This window comes from Actinomadura rubrisoli (assembly GCF_004349215.1).
GTDB classification, from domain to species: domain Bacteria; phylum Actinomycetota; class Actinomycetes; order Streptosporangiales; family Streptosporangiaceae; genus Spirillospora; species Spirillospora rubrisoli.
This window is the reverse complement of record NZ_SMKU01000609.1, coordinates 1-2,632: the sequence shown is the minus strand read 5'-3', so window position 1 is coordinate 2,632 and position 2,632 is coordinate 1. Positions and strand designations below refer to the sequence as shown.

The following is a 2,632-nucleotide window of genomic DNA, read 5'->3' as shown; positions in this document are numbered from 1 at the left end:
CGTCTCCAGGGATCCCTCAAAGGGGTTGCCCTGGAGACGAGCTCCCCCACCCCGTCGACGTGGCCCTGGACGAGGTGGCCGCCGAGCCGGTCGGAGAGCCGAACGGGCCGTTCCAGGTTGACCTTGGAGCCCGCCCTCAGCGCGCCGAGGCTGGACTTGTCGAGGGTCTCCTTGATGACGTCGGCCGTGAAGACGCCGTCCTTGACGTCCACGACGGTGAGACAGACTCCGTTGACGGCGATCGACGCGCCGTGGACGGCGTCCTCGGTGACGAGCGGGCCGCGAATGGACAGCGTGGCCGAGTCGCCGTCGGGCTCGACCGCCACGATCTCGCCGAGCTCCTCGACGATGCCGGTGAACATCTCCCGGGCCTCCCTAGTCGAAAGGCTCCGGGGACGTACTTGTGCCGACAGCGCCCCGCGCAGGGGCGTATTGCGCGCTGCCTCCCATCCGGACTTTCACCGTCGGTCCCGGAGTTCCACCGGGTCAACCGGCCGATGGCTTCGGCCGGGTCGCGGACTGTCACCGCCGGTTCGGAATTGCACCGACCCCGGAGCACGCGTTCAATGCTTGCCAACCAGTGTGCCATGCATTGCATTCCCCCTCCCATGTGAGGATGCCCACGGCCACAGGTGGCCAAACAAGCGCTCGCTCGGTTAGCACCACCGTTGCACGGCGGATCAGGCGCCTTCGGGCCAGCCCCGCTCCAGCAGCGCGATGATCGCGTCGAGGGAGGCGCGGGGGTCGGGGTCGAGACCGGCCAGGTCCGGGATCTCCAGGACATAGCGGGCCAGCGCGCGGACGGTCACGTCGCCGGCGGACCGGCCGCACTCGGCGGCGATCACCTCGGCGAGCGCCGCCTGGCCGCGCGTCCACAGCTTGACCTGGTACTCCCGCAGCGCGGGGGTGCCGACGATCAGCTCGGTCCTGCGCCGGTGCTCGGCCGGCGGGTCGAGGAGGAACGGGCCGCGGCCGGCCAGGAAGTCGCGCAGCGCCCGCAGGATCGGCTGCCCGGCGGGACGGTCGCGCACGGCGCCGACGAGGGCGGCGACGCGCCTGCTGCCGTCATCGAAGATCAGGGACTCCTTCCCGTCGGGGAAGTGCTTGAAGACCGTGCCCAGCGCCATGTCGGCGGCCGCCGCGATCTCCGCCACCGTCACCTGGTCGTAGCCGCGCGTCAGAAACAGCTCCAGCGCGGCCTCCGACAGCCGCCGGCGCGTCTGGGCCTTCTTGCGTTCGCGGCGTCCGGTCGTCTCCACGCCGCCATCCTACCCAAGACTGAAACGACTCCAATCATAGAATGCTTATAATTTTGATAGCGTTCTAGTTGGGAGGTCGTCGCGGCATCCCCGACTCAGACTGGAGCGAGCCCATGAACACAGCGATCATCAATGCGCGGGTCTTCGACGGGGAGCGGCTCCTGGACGCCGACACCGTGGTGATCGGGGAAGGCGTCATCAGCGCCGTCGGCGGCGGGGTCCCGGCCGGGAGCCAGGTCGTCGACGCGCGCGGCGGGACCCTGCTCCCGGGACTGATCGACGCGCACGTCCACACCAGCGAGGAGTCGCTGGCGCTGGCACTGCGCTTCGGCGTGACGACCGAGCTGGAGATGCAGGGCATGAACACCAAGCCCAACCGGGCGAGCATCACCGGGAACGACGCGGTCGCGGACGTCCGGTCGGCCGGTCTCGGAATCACTCCGCCCGGCGGCCACCCGAGCGAGCTGTTCCCCGAGGGGTTCCGCCCCGGCGGAGGCGGGCGGCGTCCCGCGGGCGAGATCGTGCAGCCGTTCTCCACCACGCCCGAGGAGGCGGCCGCCTTCGTCCCCCGGCTGGTCGCGGCCGGGTCGGACTACATCAAGTTCATGATCGACGACGGCACCGTCGAAGGCCACCCCGGGCTGCCGATGCTCGACCAGGCGACCGTGAACGCGGGGGTCGCCGAAGCCCACCGGCACGACATGCTCACCGTCGCCCACACGCTCACCGTGGACGCGACCCGGATGGCGGTCGAGGCGGGCATCGGCGGGCTGGCGCACCTGTTCATGGACCAGCCGCACACTGGGGAGATCGTGGATCTCATCGCCCGCTCCGGTGCGTTCGTCGTGCCGTGCGTGGTCCTCAACGCCTCGATGATGGGCATCACCGGCGGCGCCCTGGCCGACGACCCGCGCGTGGCGTCCCGCCTGGACCCGGCGTGGGACAAGGCCCTGCGCAGCAGCTTCGGCCACTACCCGCAGGGCAGGCTGGAGGACGTGCTCGGCTCGCTCAAGGCCCTGCACGACGCGGGCGTCGACATCCTCGTCGGCACCGACGCGTCGTGGCCGCTGCCGTTCCTGGGCGGCGTCGCCCATGGCGCGAGCGTCCACCACGAGCTGCAATACCTCGTCCAGGCCGGGCTCACCCCCGCCGAAGCGCTGACCGCCGCCACCGCCGTCCCGGCCCGCCGCTTCGGCCTCGACGACCGGGGCCGCATCGCCGAGGGCCTGCGCGCCGACCTGCTCCTGGTCGACGGCGACCCGACCACCACCATCTCCGACACCCTCAACACCCAAGCGGTCTGGCGCCACGGCACCCGCCTGGCCGCCTAGACGATGCGGAGGCCGGTGGGGGTGGGGCTTATGTGGGTCAGG

The 2,632-nt window shown here is 71.1% G+C and carries 3 protein-coding genes and 1 riboswitch; of the genes, 1 reads left to right on the top strand and 2 read right to left on the bottom strand.

Annotated elements, in window-relative coordinates:
- Both E1298_RS46045 and E1298_RS46040 read right to left on the bottom strand, forming a co-directional pair.
- The coding region (locus E1298_RS46045; protein ID WP_424923238.1) for a riboflavin synthase at positions 1-362 on the bottom strand (362 nt) is incomplete at its 3' end.
- 70 nt (positions 363-432) lie between these two features.
- Positions 433-563: riboswitch (FMN riboswitch) on the bottom strand.
- 117 nt (positions 564-680) lie between these two features.
- A complete protein-coding gene (locus E1298_RS46040) occupies positions 681-1,259 on the bottom strand; it encodes a TetR/AcrR family transcriptional regulator (protein WP_131903671.1) in 579 nt (192 codons plus the stop codon).
- 113 nt (positions 1,260-1,372) lie between these two features.
- On the opposite strand from E1298_RS46040, the gene E1298_RS46035 reads away from it, so the two are divergent.
- A complete protein-coding gene (locus tag E1298_RS46035) occupies positions 1,373-2,590 on the top strand; it encodes an amidohydrolase family protein (RefSeq protein WP_131903670.1) in 1,218 nt (405 codons plus the stop codon).
- The last annotated feature ends 42 nt before the right edge of the window (positions 2,591-2,632 follow it).